Genomic DNA, 15,255 nt, shown 5'->3' with positions numbered 1-15,255 from the left:
GTCCGGTTCCCCCTGCCACTGGGATGGTCCGAGGCTGCCTGCTCCGCGACGGTTGATCCATGACATTCACACAGCAATCTCCCCGCGGGGGCGATCCGGTCCTCTCCGCCGTCGACGCGCTCGCCGATCTCGGTCCGATGCTCGACGGCACGGTCCTGCGCCCGCACGACGAGGACTTCCAGGAGTCGGCCGCCCCGTGGAACAGGAGCGTCGAGCAGCGCCCGCAGGCCGTGGTGCTCGCCTCGACCGCCCAGGACGTCGTGCGGACCGTCCGATTCGCACACACCCATGGGCTCAGGGTCAGCGCGCAGCCAAGCGGCCACGGAGCCACGGACTCGCTCGAGGACGCCGTCCTCATCCGGACCGGCGCCCTCGACGACGTCTGGATCGACGCCCGGTCCCGGGTCGCCAGGGTGGGCGCGGGTGTGACCTGGGGTGCGCTGATGCAGGCCCTCGACGGCACCGGACTGGTCGGACTCGCGGGCTCGAGCCCTGGCATCTCCGTGGTCGGATTCTGCCTCGGCGGCGGGATGTCGTGGTTCTCACGCAGATTCGGTACCGGTGCGAGCTCCCTGCGTGCGGTCGAGCTCGTCGACCCGCTCGGCATGCACCGGTGGGTCACCGAGGAACGGGACCCGGACCTGATGTGGGCACTGCGCGGCGGCGGCGGGGACTTCGGGATCGTCACCGCGGTCGAAATCGATCTGTTCCCCGCTCCGCAGATCACCGGCGGACGGCTGGCGTTCCCCGTCGAGGACGCAGGCGACGTGTTGCGCGCGTTCGGCGCGGTGACCAGCGTCGCGCCGGACACGCTCAGCCTGTGGGCGTCGGTGACCCATTTCCCGCCGCTGCCGTTCCTGCCGGAGGAGATCCGCGGACGCTCCTTCTGTTTCGTGGACGCGGTCCACCTCGGCGGGCCCGAGGAACTGGGCGCCCTGCTGGCGCCGATCCGGGCGGCGGGCCCGATGCTCCGCGACACCGTCCGGCCGCTGCTGCCATCCGAGCTCGGGGCGGTCTGCGAGGAGCCCGAGGACCCCTCCGCCGCCACCCACACCGCGATGGCGGTGACGGTCGTCGACGACGACCTCATCGATCGAGTTCTCGGGCTCGCGGGGGCGGGCGTCGCGACCCCGCTGTTCCAGGTGCAGCTGCGCCACCTCGGTGGGGCGCTGCGGCGCGCCCGTCGCGGCTGCGCCGGACCGATCCACGGCGACTATCTGGCGGTGGCGCTCGCGATGCTGCCGGATCCCGCACTGCGCGATCCGGTCGCCGCTGCACTGTCGACGCTTCGAAACACGCTCGGCCCGTGGGCATCCGGCCCGTCCGTGCTCTCGATGCTCAGCTCCGGGGACCCCGCATCGTCGGCCTTCGACGACGCCACGATCGCGCGGCTCCGGGCCATCAAGCGGTCCACCGATCCCGCCGGGCTGGTTCGGGGCAACTACCCGGTCGGGGGCTGACGGATCGGCCGGTGCGCTCGGGTGGAGGCCCGTCCGTACCGGCCGCGCCAGTCGGCGCACCTCGTCCGAGCCGATTCCTGAGGCTGCGCTAACCTCGGGAAGGCCGGAGATGATCCGGTTTCCGACCGGGCAGGAGGGCCGTGCCGACATGGGCAAGGTCAAGGCGAAGAAGGTCTCGAGCCTCAAGCCGAAGAAGAAGTGCTGCCGCAGCAAGACGCGGTGCCTCAAGTGTCCTGTCGTCATCATGCGGATGAAGAAGCTCGAGAACGAGGGCGTCAAGGGCAAGGACCTGAAGAAGGGGCTCAAGAAGGCTCGCGCCTCCTGAGCCCCTCCCCGTGATGTGCCCTCGGACTCAGCAGTTGGGCGTGGTCGGACGGCCGACGACGCGATCGTCGAGCCACTTGTAGGCAGGCGGCATCCCGACGAACGCCCCACCGACGTGATCGACGCCGAGCCCGGGAGCGAACTGGACGTCCACCCCTCGGTTGCAGTACTCGCGGACCACGCCGGTCATCCCCCAGTCCGGGATCAACACGTCCTTGGTGTCATGGAAGACGAACAGCGGCATGTCCGGCGTGGCGGCGGTGCGTGCCAACGAGTTCTCCTCGATCACGGCCTTGACGCTCGGGATGGTGAGGATGTCCCCCACCTTCGAATACTGGGCAAGGCTGATGCCCTTGGTCTTGCCGAGCAGGTCCGGCAGGCACCCGTCGGTCAACGCCTTGGCGAACTCGATCCCCTCGGGGTTGAGGTAGTCCTGCGGCCTGATCTTGTCCGGGTACTCCCGCGACAAACCGAGCAGGGTGCCCCAGGCGGTGAAGCCGACCGCGGGCTGCTTCTCGCTGAGCCCGGCCAGGTCTCCCGGGACCCCGCCCTCGGCGGCTCCGATGATGTTGAGTTCCGGCGCGTACGTGGCCTTCTGCTCCGCCGCCCACGCGGTCGCGTGCCCACCGCCCGAGTAGCCGTACAGGACGACCGGAGACTGCGAGAGTCCAAGCGGCTCAAAGCGTTGCGCGGCGCGGATCCCGTCGAGCACGCCGTGCGCGGTCTGCCGTCCGGCAATCCAGGCCATCTCCGGGCCCTGGTAGTCGGAGGTGACGACCGCGTACCCGAGCGCGAGCATGGGCGAGATGAGGGCCAGGTCCTGGGACTTGCCCGCGGGCAGGGTCACCGACGGATTGCACTGCAGGCCGAGGGCGTCCATGGCCTGCTGCTGCGAGAGCAGCGGGCGCGCCCCCGGGCCGGTCCACGGGCGGTCGGGGATCATCACCGTCGTGGCCGTTGTCACCGGAGCCCCGAACGAATCGGAGGTGCGGTAGAGCAGTTGGGTGGTCTTGACCACCGGCCAGGCCGTGTTCGCCGGGAAGCGGACCTCCACGGGACGGCTGCGGATCACGTCGCCGTTCGCATACCCGGAGAGGTCGGCGGGCCCCTGGAACCAGTTGTCCGCCAACGGCATCGGGCCGGGCAGCGGCTCGGCGGCCGCCGTGGGTGCCACCCCGAGGGTCAGCGCGGCGGCCGACGCCACCACCAGTCCCAGAACTACTCTCGCCGATCGCCTCATGGCTGGCGCCCTCCCTCGATTCGCCGATGGACGGGTATCAGCGTGGCATGGAAGCGGCTGGGGCCACGGTTTTCCCGACGCGACACGCGATAGACGCGCCAACGGCCCACCGCTAGCCGGCGTGCAGGACCGCCGTCAACTCGGCCAGCCACGCCCTGTCGTTCGGCACCAGATCGACGGCGGCCAGTTCGGCCGCATCTACCCAGCGCACCGCGGAATGTTCCAGCGCGGTCGGTGTCCCGTCGCGCAGTGACACCAGGTATGCGCGCAGGACCATGCCCTTCGGCAGCGGCACGTCCGCCCCGATCCGGCCGCCGACGGCGGTGTCCACACCCAGCTCCTCACGGAGCTCGCGGCGCAGGCCCTGCGCCGGGGTCTCCCCCGGCTCGATCTTGCCGCCGGGCAGCTCCCACATGCCGGCCAGTTCGGGCGGCGCCACCCGCTGCGCGAGCAACAGCCGACCGCCCGCGATGATCGCCGCCGCCGCGACCTCCCGCACCGCATTTGTGTCCACCCGGGCTCCATACATGGCACCATCATTGTCATGGCCGAGTTGCTGTCGGACGCCGAGGTCGAAGCCGCGCTGGGATCGCTACCCGATTGGCAGCGGGCGGGCGCGTCGATCACCCGAACACTGAAATGCCCGACCTTTCCCGCCGCCATCGCGTTGGTCGATCGGGTCGCGGCTGCCGCCGAGAGCCGCGATCACCACCCGGACATCGACATCCGCTGGCGCACGCTCACCTTCACCTGCGCCACCCACTCCATGGGCGGGATCACCGATCTGGACGTGAGCCTTGCGCGGGAGATCGATCGTCTGGCTGCCGAGGACTGAGTCGTCCGGCGTAGATCACCCAGGCGTAGAAGGCGACCGCGCCCACCACGTTCACGGCACCCAGCCAGGCCAGCACGGCCGGCCTCGAGATCAGCCAGATCGAGTCCTGGAAGAAGGACAGCACCCACGGCACCCCGATGATGGTCGACGCCAGCCAGCAGCCGGCCAGGATCTTCGACCCCAGCAGCCCCGCGAGCGGTCCGTGCACGAGCCAGATCAGCATCGGGATCAGCCACACCCAGTGGTGCGACCACGAGATCGGCGAGATCAACAGTCCGAAGAGCTGCACGACGACGAGGGTGCCGAGCCGGTCGTCGGCGCCGAGCGCACGCCACGCGAAGAAGGCGAACAGCGCCGCCACCGCCACCGCGACCAGCCACGGCCAGCCGCTCTCCACGTCATGCCCGAGCACCCGACTCAGGGCGCCGCGCACCGACTGGTTCCACACCGATCCGACCGGACCGATCCGAGACGCGTCGCCGAGCAGGTGTTCGAAGTATTCGCGCGCCGCAGGGCCGATCAAGAGGTAGCTGACCGCCACCGTCAGCCCGAACGAGACCGCGGAGAAGACGGCGGCCTTCCACTGCCTGCGCGCCACGAAGTAGAGGCCGGTGATGGCGGGGGTGAGCTTGATGCCCGCGATGACGCCGACCAGCCCGCCCGCGATCCACCACCGGGTGCTGCGGACGGCGACCATCGCGCCGAGCACCAGGAACACGTTGACCTGCCCGTAGTCGAGCGTGGTGCGGACCGGCTCGGTCCAGATCCCGACCGCCGTCCAGGTCAGGGCGATCGCGGTCCAGCGGGGTTCCCTCGCCGCCGCGCCGTAGATCAGTTCGAGGCTCATGCGGATCACCAGGAACAGCGCCGCGATGGTGAGCAGCGTCCAGCACACCCCCACCACCGGGAAGGGCAGGTAGTGCAGCGGGAAGAACACCAACGCGGCGAACGGCGGGTACGTGAACGGGAGCGGGAAGTCCGGGGTCAGCTCGGCGTAGGTGAAGTCGTAGAGGTTGTCGCTGAGCAGCGCGGCCGAGCCGTCCACATAGACGTGCAGGTCGACCAGGTTCATGCCGTTCGGGCTCAGGAACACCCACGCCATCCGCACCGCGACGGAGACCGCCAGCAGCAGCGGGGCGAAGCGGAGGATCGATGCCGACCGGCTACCGGTGCGAGCATCCCGAGTCTGCGGTGCGGTTGGCATCTCGGACACGTCTCGCGTTCTCCCGTGTGGTGTGGGCCGACGGGTGGAACCCGAAGCGTTCGACAGCGAGCCTAACGGCAGCCGCGGCGGCCGCTGAATCTCCCCGAAAATTGTCGATAACAGTTGCATCAACAATCTCAATTTTCACTCTAGTCACAAGATATGGTCACCGGGCAAGCATCATCCGGCCCAGCATTGTCATAGACTCCCCACACGACGTCACCCTCGGGTGACGATGAAATAACAGGGTTGTCTCGGCTAGCGCTGTACAACCGCCTGATGGCCTGCATAGAGTGGCCCCTCGTTACCGCTGGGGGCCTGCAGGCCAACCGACGCTTGAAGAAATAAGGATGGGACGACTGTGCTTCGTACGCGAGGACCGCGCAGAACGATCACCGCGCTAGCGATAGCCGCGGCCGCTGCCTTGGCTGCTCCGACCAACGCTGTGGCGCAGCCCGCGCCCGTGCTCCCCGAGGGCCTCAACATCGAGGCCCTGGCCTCGCTGGCGCCGGCCATCATCGGTGCCGCGGCCGGCCCGTCCGACATCGCAGGCGGACCGCAGGCAGACCTGCTCGCCCAGGCGCGCACGCTGCTCGAGTCCTCCAACCTGCCCGAGTCCACGAAGGCGACCCTCGCGAAGGTCATCACCTTCCTCGACGGCAGCGGCGGCGGCGGACCGGAGCTCCCGCCCGAGAACGGCCCCGTCATCTCCCAGTTCCTCTACCCGACCCTCGGTAAGGGCTGCATCTCGGCCACCGCCGACTCGGTGGGTACCGCGCTGGCCGTCCCCGGCCCCGCGCACCTGCCCCCGCCGGGACCGAAGGCCGGCCAGGCCGGGTTCGTCTTCACCGCGCTGGGCACCAAGAAGCCCGCCGCCGTGCAGCCGACCCCGCTCACCGTCAGCTGGGTCAACATCGACAACCAGAAGTCGGCGACCCAGAACCTGACCTCCGATTCGAAGATCAACCCCGACGGACCGGCCACCCTGTCCGCCATCGCCGACACCGGCCGCGGCCGCGTTCTCGCGGTGATCTCCGGCTCCCTCACCACTCAGGCCGAGGGTGCCGCGCCGATCACCTGCAGCTTCCTGCCGACCGTCGGAATGGTTGTCGTTCCCTAGGTCACCAGTCATCCGAGAAGGGCCCTTTCGCATCGCGAAGGGGCCCTTCTGCTTTGCCCGGCCCTGTGGTAAACCTCAGCGATGGCCCCCGCAACGCACTCGAGGAAGTCCGTGCACTCGCGACGCTCGATCCTGTCCATCCGATCCGAGGGCTCCATCCTCTCGATCGGCTCGGCCTACTCGATTCTCTCGATCGGCAGCGTCGGCTCGATCCTCTCGATAGGCTCCATCGGCTCGGCCGGTTCCGCCCTGTCCTCCGGCTCGTTCGGCAGCCTGGGTTCGGCGCTGTCCGGACTGTCGAAGTGGTCGGTGCTGTCCTGGCGGGCCGACATGGCGAGCCCGGCCGACCGCCCGCTGCACGTGCTGGCGGAAGAACCAGGACTCGCCGAATCGCCGACCTCGCACACCCAGACCTGAGCAAGACCGACGCCGCTCACTCAGAACCCGACAGCCGCACAAGACAATTCGACGGAGGATGCACGTGACCGAGGCGGACCAGACCGACAACCGGACGTGGACGAGGGCCGAACTGGAGTCGGCCTTCGAGGGCTACCAGCGCACCGTGGAGAAGGCCACCGCGACGGGCGACTGGAACCTGTTCGCGGACATGTTCACCGAGGACGCCACCTACATCGAGCACGCCTATGGGAACTTCAACGGCCGTGAAGAGATCCGGGAGTGGGTGATCCGGACGATGACGAGCTTCCCCGGCAGCCACATGACGGAGTTCCCCGCGGCCTGGCACACGATCGACGAGGAGCGCGGCTGGGTGATCTGCGAGATCCGTAACCCGATGCGCGATCCGGGCGACGGCACGCTCCACGAGGCATCGAACCTGACGATCCTGCACTACGCGGGCGACGGGCTGTGGTCCTGCGAGGAGGACGTCTACAACCCGATGAAGTTCCTGAAGATGGCCAAGAAATGGTGCCGCGCCGCGGAGTCGTCCGGAGGACTTCCGGACGAAGCCCGCCAGTGGCTCTCCGCGGTGGGCGGCGCCTAGGGCGCGTGCCCTAGGGGTTCTGCGGCTCCTGCGGGGCCGCGGATCCGCTCGACCCGGACACGCTGTCGTAGATGTTCGCCGCGACGGCGTACAGGATGTTGATGAGTGCTTCCACGTCTGTCCCTCTCTCGTATCGGTTCCGCTGACGCTACCGGCCCTGGCCCGACCGCGGTGCTCACCCGCGGTCGTGTCGGCCGGCGCGCACGGCCCTGACCCAGAGCCTGGCCACGTACCCCGCCAAGCCGATCACCATGCCGACCACCGCGACCGCGGTGAACCCGGCCGCCGGTCCGGCACGGTCGACCATCGCGCCCGCGAGTGGCGAACCGACCGCGCCGCCGAGGGTGAACGAGGTGCCCTGCCAGCCCATCGCCTCGCCCCGCCGGTCTTCCGGAACCAGGTCCGCGATCGCCTCGCCCGTCGCCGCCATCACCGGCGCGCAGAACAGCCCGGCCGGGATGGCGAGGGCCGCCAGCGTGAAGGTCGAGCCGGCAAAGGCCATCGGGAGCGTGAACAGGCCGAGCAGGAACAGCAGCAGCGCCGGGCTCACCGGACGGTGCATCGCGCCGTAGATCAGGCCGCCGACGATCGAGGACGCACACCAGAAGAAGAACACGACGCCGAGGGACTGCACCTCCCCGCTCGCCCGCAGGGCGGCGAGGATGCCGACGTCCGTGCCCGCCAGGATCAGCGTGGCGCCCGCCGAGGCCGCGAACACCCCGACAGTGGCCGCGGTGAGCCAGCCGGGGCGCGCCGCGGCGCTGAGGGTGGCGGCCGTCGCGTCGTCGACCGCGGGTGCGACCGCCGCCTCGGCACCCGCAGCGACGGCGGCGGTCTCGCTGCGGGTCGGTGGGTTGAACCACATCAGGAACAGCCCGGCCATCACGACGGACGCACCGATCGCGATGAGGGTGAACCGGGTGCTGAAGTGGGTACCGAGATAGACCCCGGTCGCCGGGCCGACGATGAACACCAGCTCGGTACCGATCGAGTCGAGCGCGTACGCGGTCCGCCGATCGGCCTCGCCGACGAGCACACTGATGCTCTGGCGGACCACCGTGAAGATCGGCAGCGCGAAGGCCCCGCAGACGAAGGCGACCGGGATCAGCGCCTCATAGGGCACGAACGCGGCGATCGGCCACAGCACGCCCTCGGCGATCACCGAGGGCAGCAACGTCCTTCGCAGCCCGATCCGGTCGATCAACCTGCCACGCCATGGCGAGCCGACCGCGATGCCGATGGTCAGGGCCGCCGCCGCGAGTCCAGCGGCCGCGTATCCCCTGTCGAGGGTCTGCACGACGTGCAGGGTGAGGATGAGCCCGGCCGCGGAATGCGGCAGCCGCGCGATCATCCCGACCAGGATCAGCCTGCGGACCGGCTGGTGTGCCAGCAAGGCGGCATAGCGACCGATACCCATGCGAGAAGTCTGTCATCGAGTCGTGATCGGACTGCGCCGAATCCCTTGCCGTCGCGGCTAGGCTCGATCGCATGAGAAAAGCAGCAGCAGTGCTCGCCGTCTCCACCACCGCCCTCGCCCTCGCCCTCGCCGGATGTAGTTCCGACGACACCAGCGACAACGCCCAGACCGCCAAGGACAAGGCATCGGCCGCGATGTCGTCCGCCGCAGGCGCCGCGGGAAGTGCCATGACCTCAGCCGCCAACGCCGCGGAGGGCGCCATGTCCTCGGCGAATGCCGCGGCCAGTACCGCCGTCTCGAAGGCCAAGGGCGCCCTCGACAGCGCGAAGGTCGCGACCTTCACCGCGGCGTTCAAGCTCGCGAATCCCGACCTGGCCGCGGGCCTCGACGACGACGCCATCGCCGACATCCTCGCGCAGACCTGCGCCGCCATCGACTCCGGCAAGTCCGAGCAGGAGATCGTCGCCGGTCTCGAGTCCAGCGCCGAGAACAACGGCGTCAAGGCCACCCCGGACCAGGCACAGCAGATCTACAACATCGCCAAGCCGGCCTGCTGACCGCCCGGCCCCGCCGAGCCCGCCGGGGCTCGGCGTTCGGTCAGGCCAGTGACCACTGGCCGTAGTCGGCCTTGAGGATCGCGTTGAGGTCGATGCCGACCCCGTCCACGGCGCGCTTGTCGATCTCGAACTGGTGCAGATGTGCCTCGGGGTGCACGAAACCCGAAGGCGTGCCCCAGTTGTGCTGCCAGTAGAACGCCCCCAGGCCCTCGGCCACCAGCAGGTCGAGGGTCGGGGAGTTCGCGTAGACGCCCGTGTTCTCGTGCCCGACAACCGATTCCCAACCCTGGATGTACGGGGCGATCAGCTCGGTGAAGTCGTCCTCGCTCGGGTTGTCGTCGATGGAGGCGTAGATCGGCCGGTTCTCCGGACCGCCCGCGGCCAGGTGCAGCTCGAGCCCGCGCTCGGCATGCTCGACACCCGCGTCGAATCCGCCCCGCCAGTCCGCGGTGTCCGCCTTGCCGAACTGGTAGCAGGAGACGACCTCAAGCCCGGCCTCGGCCAGCGCTGTCGCCTCAGCCTCCAGCATCGGCTTGCCCTCCATCCACTGCGCCCCCGGCCGACGGTCCGACACGTAACGGATGGCCCCTACGTGTCCGGCGGCGAGGATGGCCTCCGCGGATGGAACCCCGCCCGCGTAGTCGATCAGCGTGCCGAGGTTCGGGGAGGCCTGCGCGAGTAGGGAGTTGGATCCGAGCGCCGTGACGCCGAGAGCGGCGGATCCGGCGGCCACGTACTTGAAGAGTTCTCGACGGGAAACCTGCACGACGCCCTCACATCACTGATTGCTGTCGTCACCGGCACACCCGCCTGCCGACGAGGGGCCACGGTGACCTGGATGGTTTCGGCCATTCCATCACAATCACTCTGGTGTCGCCAGTCACATTCGTATCTCTAGCAACACCTGTTACGGCGTCGCCGCAGCGTAGAGGCCCTTCGACGCCGAATCGGGACGCCCGCCCGGCGTCGATCGGCGGTAACGTCTGACCTGTCCGCACAACTTCTCCCGGATGGGACTCGAGGTCATGGGCAATCAGACGTGGTGGGTCATCGCGCCCGAGAGTGGATTCGCGTTCGAGCAGCGCCCCAACGGCGACATGGTGGTGGTCGACGAATCCGCGGCCGAGGAACATGTCCTGCACGGCTATGAGTGGATGCACGTCAAACACCCCGATGCCACCGAGCAGCGAATCAAGGTCCACGGCGAGGGACCACCGCCCTTCGGCAAGTGGATCGCCCTCGACGAGGGCTGACCCGACCACAATCTGAGCAAAGCTCACGAATCGGGCGCCCTCGGCACGTATCCTCCCCGCGGGGGTCATCTCGGCACCGCCGCCATCCGCGCGCGGCCGGGTGACGCGGCGCAACAGGGCGCCGCGCTGAACTGGGGAGGACGTTTTTCATGCCGTACGCGGCTTTCGGTCTCGTGATGCTGGCGCTGTGGGTCTTCTGCATCGTCGACGTGCTCACCTGCGAGGACCACCAGGTACGCCACCTCCCCCGGATCGGCTGGATCCTGATCGTGCTGTTGATCCCGACGGTCGGCTCACTGCTGTGGCTGATCCTCGGCCGCCCGCAGAGCGGGGCGCGCCAACAGAGCGGGCGACCGTACGCTTCCGCCTACGCCGAGTACGACCGCCCGGGCCGCCAGCTCCCACAGAATCCCGATGACGACGAGGCCTTCTTGCGGCAGTGCCGCGAGCGAGCCGAGGAACAGCGCCGGATCGCCAAGCAGCAGCAGATCGAACGCGAGAGCCGGCAGCGCGACCTCGACTAGCTGTGATGTCCAGGCACCTGGAATAAGTTGCGTCTGCACGTAGTTACCCAGGGTCATGACCGAATCACACGTCCCCCTCCCCGTCGACGGACTCTTCGAACCGTTCGCGGTCAAGTCCCTGAACCTGAAGAACCGCTTTGCGATGGCGCCGATGACGCGCGCCTTCTCGCCCGACGGGATCCCGGGTGCGGACGTGGCGGAGTACTACCGTCGCCGCGCCGCGGGTGGGGTCGGCCTCATCATCACTGAGGGGACCTATATCCCGGACCCGGCCGCTGGCCCGCACACCCGGGTGCCGCACCTCTACGGCACCGAGAGCCTGGCGGGCTGGCGCGGCGTTGTCGACGCGGTGCACGCGGAGGGCGGCGCGATCATCCCGCAGCTCTGGCACCTCGGGGCCGAGCGCGGTCAGACCCCACACCTCAACCCGGAGGCGGCCACCGTCAGCCCGTCCGGCCTCGGGCTGGACGGCTCGCCGGTCGGGCGTGCGCTGACAACGGGCGACCTCGACGACCTGCGCGAGGCCTGGGTCGCCGCCGCGGTCAACGCCAAGGACGTCGGATTCGACGGCATCGAACTGCACGGCGCGCACGGCTACCTGCTCGACGAGTTCCTCTGGGCAGGCACCAACCAGCGCACGGACGGATACGGCGGCTCCCTGCAGTCGCGGACCCGGTTCCCCGCCGAGGTCGTTGCGGCCATCCGCGCCGCCGTCGGCGAGGACTTCGCGATCGTCTACCGCTTCTCCCAGTGGAAGTCGAACCACTACGACGCACAGATCGCGCAGTCACCCGCCGAGCTCGAGCAGGTCCTCGACCCGCTCGTCGCCGCAGGCGTCGACGTGCTGCACGCGTCCACCCGGAGGCACTGGGAACCCGCGTTCGCCGAGCAGGGCGGCGCCGACGGAAAGCTCGGCCTGGCCGGGTGGACGAAGAAGCTGTCCGGGCTGCCGACGATCACGGTCGGCTCTGTCGGGCTCGACAAAGTGTTCACCACGGCGTTCTCCGCCGACGCCGCCTCGAACACCGTCGGCATCGACCGCGTGCTCGAGCAGTACGAGAACGAGGAGTTCGACCTCGTCGCCGTCGGACGGGCGCTGCTCGCCGACCCGGAGTGGGTGAACAAGCTGCAGGACGGACGCGTCGACGAGCACGTGCCGTACGCCAACGAACACCGCGAGGTGCTCCGCTGAGCTGAGCAGCCGCGAACGGGCGGTTTCCCGCTCCGTCACCCGACGGATGCGCGGAAACCGCCCGTTCGTCGCTCGGGCCGGACGCTCAGTCCATGTAGTCCCAGAACTGCAGCCAGTGCACCGACGCGAACGTGGTCAGGGTCGCCGCGTACACCACCGCGACCGCGGCCGCCCCGATCAGGCCCACGCGCGACCCCGCGCCGTCCACAGGATCGAGCCAACGGCGGAACCACCGGGTGACCGCGGGCATCAGCAGCCAGGTCATCAGTCCGACGCTGACGATCTGACTGAGCCACATCGCCAGCCAGGGCGGCACACCCCGCTCGTTCAGCAGCGGGCCGAGGAATCGCGAGAGCGTCATCACGGTCGGGTAGAGCACCAGCAGGACCAGCATGGCCGTCCGCCACTGCGGCGTGATCCGCGTTGTGCCGTCCTGCACCCGCAGGATCGACCCGAACGGCGTGCTCCGCGCGACCACCGAGAAATCCTCCAACAGGTGGGAGCGGAGCTCCGGTAGCGCCTCGGTGCGCTGCTTCGAGTGCATCCAGTCCGCCAGCTGTCGGTCGGTGCGGAACCGGAGCACCGACATCCAGGCGCCCGAACCCTGCGGGCGAAGCACCGTGGTGCCCAGGAACCCGGGGAAGGTGGCGACCAAGGCCGACAGCTGGACCTGCGCCGCCTCGAAGGCGGCTTCCCGCCCCTGCGCGACCGGGTGCTCGAAGACCGCGGTCCCTGGCGGCAGACAACCCTCGAGCAGGATCAGGTCCGCAATCGCGCTCCGGAATCCCAGGCCCGCCCCGGCCGAGATCAGCCCCGCCCGTCCGGCCGAGTCCAGCCAGTGGTGCAGGTGCTCCTCGGAATCGAATGTCACCGCGACCGCCCAGTCCAGTTCGGTTGCCCGGTAGGCGGCGATCCTGGCGTCGACGAAGCCGTCGGCGCCCCGCGCGGCGGCGGCCATCCGGTCGGCCCACCCCGCGAAACCCGCGGCGTCGGGCGTCCGGTGGAACACCGTGACGGCGGTCGCGGCGCTCATCGGTCGCCGTCCGCGGATCCGCCCTCGACCATCAGACGGACCGACTCGCTCCGCTCGGGCGGAACCAGAACGGTGACCAGATCACCGGCGCGCAGTCGGGTCGCCGCGGTGCCGGGCAGCACCGCGTCTCCGCGCCGCACCGAGACCACCAGCGAGCCCCCGGGAAGGGCCCTGTCCACCAGCCGTTTCCCGAGCACGGGCGAGTCGTCTGCCGCGCGCACCTCCAGCACCTCGACATGGGTCCCGACCCGCTCCACCCGCCGCTGCTCGGCCAGTACCTCGGTCCGATAGCCGTGGACGACGTCCGGCACGGCCACGATGCCGCACACCCGCCTGTTCCCGTCGAGCACGGTCAGCCACCGGGACTCGTCCGGCAACGCCTCCAGCGCCTCGTCGAGGTTCGCCGTGACGTCGACCGTCGGCGCCCCCGCGTCGGCCCGCCCCGCGAGGGTCGCATCCGGTGCCGCGCCCGCGAGTTCCGACGGCGAGACCGCGCCGAGGAAGCGCCCCTCGCCGTCGACGACCGGCGCCCCGGGGACTCCTGCATCCCGCAGCCGCACCAGTGCGTCGGCGACATCGATTCCGCCGTCGAGGACCAGCCGAGGGGGCGACATCGCCTCACCGACGCCGACCCGGCCCAGCAGCGGCATCCCCGCCATCAGCCGCGCCGCGCGGGCGTCCTCGCGGGTGCCCAGCTGGGCCCGGTAGATCGTCTCGCCGGAGCGGCGCACGATCAGGTAGGCCAGCCCGACCGCGACCATCGCGGGCGTGAGGATGGTGAGGCTGCCGGTCATCTCGGCGACCATCAGCATCACCGCGATCGGCGCGCGGGCGATGCTGCCGAAGCAGGCCATCATCCCGACGATGACGAACGGCGCAGGCGAGTCAGGGACCGCGGGCGCGATCGGCTCGAGCAGCCGCCACACCGCCGCGCCGGTGAAGGCGCCGATCACCATGCCGGGCCCGAAGATGCCCCCCGATCCTCCCGTCCCGATCGAGAGCGAGGTGGCGAGGATCTTCGCGAACGGCAGCACCAGCACCACCCAGAGCGGGATCGCGAGCAGGCCCGTCCGGTCCAGCGACTGCTGCACCCAGCCGTACCCGCTGCCGAGCACCTCGGGCAGCGCCAGCGCCATCAGCCCGACCAGGAGTCCGCCGATCGCCGGCTTGAGGATCCGGCTGCACTGCACCCGGTCCGACACCGCGACAATGCCGTAGAAGGTCTTGCTGTAGAGCAAACCGACGAGCCCCCCGAGCACGCCGATGGCCGCGAACCACACCAGCTGAAGGGGCTCATCGAACCGGTAGTCGGCCGCGGCGTAGCCGAACAGCGGCGCGAAACCCAGCAGGGACCCGTACACGGTGTAGCCGACGATCGAGGTGATCAGCCCAGGGACCACCGCGTCGAACTCGAAGTCGTCCTTGTAGGCGATCGACCCGGCGAGCAGGGCGCCGCCGAGCGGCGCCCCGAAGATCGCGCCGATGCCGGACCCGATGCCGACCGCGACGGCGACCCGGCCGTCCCTCGGCGACAGGTCGAGGGTGCGCGCGAGCAGGGAGCCGAACCCGGCGGAGATCTGAGCGGTCGGGCCCTCGCGGCCACCGGAGCCGCCCGAGCCGATCATGAGCGCCGAGGCGACGAGCTTCACCAGCACCGCGCGCATGCGGATCATCCGCGGGTTCCGGTGGATGGCCTCGATGGCTGCGTCGGTGCCGTGCCCCTGTGCCTCGGGGGCGAAGGTGAACACGATGACCCCCGAGGCCAGCCCACCGAGGCACACCACGATCGGGATCGCCCACGGGCGGGTCGAGTCGCCGCTGCCCGCGCCGCCACCGTCCCCCGCGGCCTCCGGTGGCGTGTAGCCGCCGAGCACGCCGAGCAACAGATCGGTGGCCTCGGAGAGCGCGAGGTAGAAGACGACGGCGCCGAGCCCGGCGATGATGCCGATGGCGGTGCCGAGCACCAGCCATTTCTTCAGGTAGCTCGCGTGCTTCACCCAGCGACCCGCGGCGGTCCCGGCCGAGCGCAGCCCCGTCGCCGCGAGAAGCCGGCGATCGCCGGCCGTCATACTGGGCCAGCCTAGTCAGCGTCG

General features: G+C 69.9%; 17 protein-coding genes and 1 pseudogene. 10 read left to right on the top strand and 8 right to left on the bottom strand.

Going from position 1 to position 15,255, the window contains the following annotated elements:
• Positions 1–59: 59 nt before the first annotated feature.
• Positions 60–1,460 (top strand): FAD-binding oxidoreductase, encoded by a 1,401-nt coding sequence (locus BR31_RS0122605; protein ID WP_051637665.1) that lies wholly within the window; start codon positions 60–62, stop codon positions 1,458–1,460.
• Positions 1,461–1,569: 109 nt separating this feature from the next.
• The gene (locus tag BR31_RS29755) at positions 1,570–1,785 is read left to right on the top strand and encodes a hypothetical protein (RefSeq protein ID WP_037177846.1); all 216 of its coding nucleotides are present in this window, start codon (positions 1,570–1,572) and stop codon (positions 1,783–1,785) included.
• 27 nt (positions 1,786–1,812) lie between these two features.
• Here the strand turns inward: BR31_RS29755 and BR31_RS0122595 are convergent, their stop codons facing one another.
• Together BR31_RS0122595 and BR31_RS0122590 are read right to left on the bottom strand one after the other, a co-directional pair.
• Positions 1,813–3,024 (bottom strand): lipase family protein, encoded by a 1,212-nt coding sequence (locus BR31_RS0122595; protein WP_027502971.1) that lies wholly within the window; start codon positions 3,022–3,024, stop codon positions 1,813–1,815.
• A 112-nt stretch (positions 3,025–3,136) separates the two neighbouring features.
• Positions 3,137–3,538, bottom strand: a complete 402-nt coding sequence (locus BR31_RS0122590) for a (deoxy)nucleoside triphosphate pyrophosphohydrolase (protein ID WP_027502970.1) — start codon at positions 3,536–3,538, stop codon at positions 3,137–3,139.
• A 30-nt stretch (positions 3,539–3,568) separates the two neighbouring features.
• Here BR31_RS0122590 and BR31_RS0122585 point away from each other — a divergent pair, with 30 nt between their 5' ends.
• The gene (locus BR31_RS0122585; protein ID WP_027502969.1) at positions 3,569–3,859 is read left to right on the top strand and encodes a 4a-hydroxytetrahydrobiopterin dehydratase; all 291 of its coding nucleotides are present in this window, start codon (positions 3,569–3,571) and stop codon (positions 3,857–3,859) included.
• Here the strand turns inward: BR31_RS0122585 and BR31_RS0122580 are convergent.
• Entirely contained in the window at positions 3,801–5,063 is a 1,263-nt protein-coding gene (locus BR31_RS0122580) for a mannosyltransferase (RefSeq protein ID WP_081830640.1), read from the bottom strand. The two genes, BR31_RS0122585 and BR31_RS0122580, sit on opposite strands and share 59 nt — an antisense overlap.
• 361 nt (positions 5,064–5,424) lie before the next feature.
• Here BR31_RS0122580 and BR31_RS0122575 point away from each other — a divergent pair, with 361 nt between their 5' ends.
• The 3 genes from BR31_RS0122575 to BR31_RS0122565 all read left to right on the top strand — a co-directional run bounded on the left by BR31_RS0122575 (position 5,425) and on the right by BR31_RS0122565 (position 7,186).
• Positions 5,425–6,183: an Rv1157c family protein gene (locus BR31_RS0122575; protein WP_027502967.1), complete on the top strand. Its 759-nt coding sequence runs from the start codon at positions 5,425–5,427 to the stop codon at positions 6,181–6,183.
• A gap of 81 nt (positions 6,184–6,264) precedes the next feature.
• Entirely contained in the window at positions 6,265–6,600 is a 336-nt protein-coding gene (locus tag BR31_RS0122570) for a hypothetical protein (protein WP_027502966.1), read from the top strand.
• Between the two features lie 58 nt (positions 6,601–6,658).
• Positions 6,659–7,186 carry a nuclear transport factor 2 family protein gene (locus BR31_RS0122565; RefSeq protein WP_051637662.1) on the top strand — a complete coding sequence of 176 codons (528 nt, stop codon included), beginning with the start codon at positions 6,659–6,661 and terminating at the stop codon, positions 7,184–7,186.
• Positions 7,187–7,361: 175 nt separating this feature from the next.
• Here BR31_RS0122565 and BR31_RS0122555 read toward each other — a convergent pair whose 3' ends face one another.
• The gene (locus BR31_RS0122555; protein WP_027502964.1) at positions 7,362–8,603 is read right to left on the bottom strand and encodes an MFS transporter; all 1,242 of its coding nucleotides are present in this window, start codon (positions 8,601–8,603) and stop codon (positions 7,362–7,364) included.
• 71 nt (positions 8,604–8,674) lie between these two features.
• On the opposite strand from BR31_RS0122555, the gene BR31_RS0122550 reads away from it, so the two are divergent.
• Positions 8,675–9,160 (top strand): hypothetical protein, encoded by a 486-nt coding sequence (locus tag BR31_RS0122550; protein WP_037177843.1) that lies wholly within the window; start codon positions 8,675–8,677, stop codon positions 9,158–9,160.
• A 40-nt stretch (positions 9,161–9,200) separates the two neighbouring features.
• On the opposite strand, the gene BR31_RS0122545 is transcribed toward BR31_RS0122550, so the two are convergent.
• Positions 9,201–9,926: a DUF1906 domain-containing protein gene (locus BR31_RS0122545; protein ID WP_027502962.1), complete on the bottom strand. Its 726-nt coding sequence runs from the start codon at positions 9,924–9,926 to the stop codon at positions 9,201–9,203.
• Positions 9,927–10,170: 244 nt separating this feature from the next.
• Here BR31_RS0122545 and BR31_RS0122540 point away from each other — a divergent pair, with 244 nt between their 5' ends.
• The 3 genes from BR31_RS0122540 (at position 10,171) to BR31_RS0122530 (ending at position 12,129) form a co-directional block, all read left to right on the top strand.
• Complete coding sequence (locus BR31_RS0122540; RefSeq protein ID WP_231496668.1) at positions 10,171–10,413, top strand: maltose regulon activator MalT; 243 nt, start codon at positions 10,171–10,173, stop codon at positions 10,411–10,413.
• Positions 10,414–10,562: 149 nt separating this feature from the next.
• A complete protein-coding gene (locus tag BR31_RS0122535; RefSeq protein ID WP_027502960.1) occupies positions 10,563–10,937 on the top strand; it encodes a PLD nuclease N-terminal domain-containing protein in 375 nt (124 codons plus the stop codon).
• Between the two features lie 55 nt (positions 10,938–10,992).
• Positions 10,993–12,129, top strand: coding sequence for an NADH:flavin oxidoreductase (locus BR31_RS0122530; protein ID WP_027502959.1), 1,137 nt, complete (start codon positions 10,993–10,995; stop codon positions 12,127–12,129).
• Between the two features lie 85 nt (positions 12,130–12,214).
• Here the strand turns inward: BR31_RS0122530 and BR31_RS0122525 are convergent, their stop codons facing one another.
• From BR31_RS0122525 to BR31_RS29750, 3 genes and pseudogenes are all read right to left on the bottom strand, one after another.
• Positions 12,215–13,162, bottom strand: a complete 948-nt coding sequence (locus tag BR31_RS0122525) for an antibiotic biosynthesis monooxygenase (RefSeq protein WP_027502958.1) — start codon at positions 13,160–13,162, stop codon at positions 12,215–12,217.
• Positions 13,159–13,776, bottom strand: coding sequence for a CBS domain-containing protein (locus BR31_RS32325; RefSeq protein ID WP_231496674.1), 618 nt, complete (start codon positions 13,774–13,776; stop codon positions 13,159–13,161). Before BR31_RS32325 ends, BR31_RS0122525 begins: the two co-directional genes overlap by 4 nt.
• A 51-nt stretch (positions 13,777–13,827) precedes the next feature.
• Positions 13,828–15,231 (bottom strand): annotated as a pseudogene (locus tag BR31_RS29750) (chloride channel protein); the annotation flags it as partial.
• Positions 15,232–15,255: the final 24 nt, after the last annotated feature.

It is taken from the genome of Rhodococcus sp. UNC363MFTsu5.1 (assembly GCF_000686785.1).
In the GTDB taxonomy this organism is placed as follows: Bacteria; Actinomycetota; Actinomycetes; order Mycobacteriales; family Mycobacteriaceae; genus Rhodococcus_G; species Rhodococcus_G maanshanensis.
The sequence above is the reverse complement of the archived record's forward strand: the minus strand, read 5'-3'. Positions and strand labels throughout refer to the sequence as shown.

Bases quoted from the DNA above. Each gene is read 5' to 3' on its own strand.
- BR31_RS0122605 (WP_051637665.1), top strand. From the start codon at position 60: ATGACATTCACACAGCAATCTCCCCGCGGGGGCGATCCGGTCCTCTCC.
- BR31_RS29755 (WP_037177846.1), top strand. From the start codon at position 1,570: ATGATCCGGTTTCCGACCGGGCAGGAGGGCCGTGCCGACATGGGCAAG.
- BR31_RS0122595 (WP_027502971.1), bottom strand. From the start codon at position 3,024: ATGAGGCGATCGGCGAGAGTAGTTCTGGGACTGGTGGTGGCGTCGGCC.
- BR31_RS0122585 (WP_027502969.1), top strand. From the start codon at position 3,569: ATGGCCGAGTTGCTGTCGGACGCCGAGGTCGAAGCCGCGCTGGGATCG.
- BR31_RS0122580 (WP_081830640.1), bottom strand. From the start codon at position 5,063: ATGCCAACCGCACCGCAGACTCGGGATGCTCGCACCGGTAGCCGGTCG.
- BR31_RS0122570 (WP_027502966.1), top strand. From the start codon at position 6,265: ATGGCCCCCGCAACGCACTCGAGGAAGTCCGTGCACTCGCGACGCTCG.
- BR31_RS0122565 (WP_051637662.1), top strand. From the start codon at position 6,659: ATGCACGTGACCGAGGCGGACCAGACCGACAACCGGACGTGGACGAGG.
- BR31_RS0122555 (WP_027502964.1), bottom strand. From the start codon at position 8,603: ATGGGTATCGGTCGCTATGCCGCCTTGCTGGCACACCAGCCGGTCCGC.
- BR31_RS0122550 (WP_037177843.1), top strand. From the start codon at position 8,675: ATGAGAAAAGCAGCAGCAGTGCTCGCCGTCTCCACCACCGCCCTCGCC.
- BR31_RS0122540 (WP_231496668.1), top strand. From the start codon at position 10,171: ATGGGACTCGAGGTCATGGGCAATCAGACGTGGTGGGTCATCGCGCCC.
- BR31_RS0122535 (WP_027502960.1), top strand. From the start codon at position 10,563: ATGCCGTACGCGGCTTTCGGTCTCGTGATGCTGGCGCTGTGGGTCTTC.
- BR31_RS0122530 (WP_027502959.1), top strand. From the start codon at position 10,993: ATGACCGAATCACACGTCCCCCTCCCCGTCGACGGACTCTTCGAACCG.
- BR31_RS0122525 (WP_027502958.1), bottom strand. From the start codon at position 13,162: ATGAGCGCCGCGACCGCCGTCACGGTGTTCCACCGGACGCCCGACGCC.
- BR31_RS32325 (WP_231496674.1), bottom strand. From the start codon at position 13,776: ATGTCGCCCCCTCGGCTGGTCCTCGACGGCGGAATCGATGTCGCCGAC.